A 1,281-nucleotide genomic window follows, 5' to 3' on the forward strand; every position below is an offset into this window, starting at 1 on the left:
GATTTAGTATGGGCAGGATGGAATCGTTCTACAACTGCTGTACCTTCATTAAATGTTGGTGTGCATCACCCAAGTGGAGATATCCAAAAAGTATGTGTTGATATACAAGGAGCGTCAAGAACAACAACTGCTTTTAACGGTGAAGCAAATGCTGAAATGTGGCGAATTGCCGATTGGGACTTAGGTGTAACTGAACCAGGTTCTTCAGGTTCTCCTTTATTTGANNCAAGATGGATTAATTATTGGAAAACTTTCTGGAGGTTCTGCAGCATGTTCAGGAACTAATGATAATGGAGGTTTTGATATTTATGGACGATTTGGAGTTTCTTGGGATTTTAGTGCTGCCAACAATGCACAATTAAAGTTTTGGTTAGATCCAGCTGGAACAAATCCAGTAACGCAAGGGCAATTCCCTCCGTTACAAACATTTGATACTGATGCAGCTATTTCTGTATCAAACATTCCAGATAACTTATGTGAAGATACTATTTCGCCTACAATACGTATTAGAAATGCAGGAAACAATCAATTAACAAGTGCTACAATTATGCACCAATTAGATAGTGATACGCCTGTTACAATTAACTGGACAGGAAGTTTAGCACTAGACGAATTTGAAGATATTCCATTAAGTGCTATGAGTGTAACAGGAGAAGGAGCACACTCATTTACAGCTACTGTTTCAAATCCTAATGGAACTACAGATGAAGGTCCATCAAACGATTCAAACGTTAAAAACTTTTCTATTCCTCAAGGATTCGAAATAACTACAGTTAGAGTGGTGATTACACCAGACCGTTATGGAGCTGAAACAACTTGGACATTAGAAGATTCTAGTGGAAATGTTGTTGGAAGTGGAGGTCCATATATTACAACTGGAACTAATGGAACACAACCAGATGAAATTACAGATGTAAATATTACACTTCTTAACGAATGNNGTATGGAAATGGAACTTATAGACTTGAAGATGGTAGTGGAAATACTATAATCACTGGTGACGGTTCGTTTGCATCAAGCGTTTCTAACTTATTCAAAATTACAGAGCCATTAAGTGTTGGAGAAAATGCATTAGCAAATAGCTTACGTATTTATCCAAATCCTTCGGCTGCTGACTTTACAGTAGATGTACGCAACTATTCGAATGTTACGTATGAAATTACTAGTGTAACAGGACAACGTATACAATCGGGTGCATTTAATGAAGGTAACAATACACTTTCTATGCGCAGTCAAGCTACTGGGTTATACTTCATCAAAATTACTGATGTAGATAGCAAC

At 37.4% G+C, this 1,281-nt stretch carries 1 protein-coding gene and 1 pseudogene; both read left to right on the plus strand.

Annotated features, from left to right (window positions below; genetic code table 11):
• Positions 1–224: pseudogene (locus ACRBBL_RS27570) on the plus strand (T9SS type A sorting domain-containing protein); the annotation flags it as partial.
• 865 nt (positions 225–1,089) lie between these two features.
• The coding region (locus tag ACRBBL_RS27575) for a T9SS type A sorting domain-containing protein (RefSeq protein ID WP_431372330.1) at positions 1,090–1,281 on the plus strand (192 nt) is incomplete at its 3' end.

Origin of the sequence: Kordia sp., from assembly GCF_050633145.1 — a bacterium.
GTDB lineage: Bacteria > Bacteroidota > Bacteroidia > Flavobacteriales > Flavobacteriaceae > Kordia.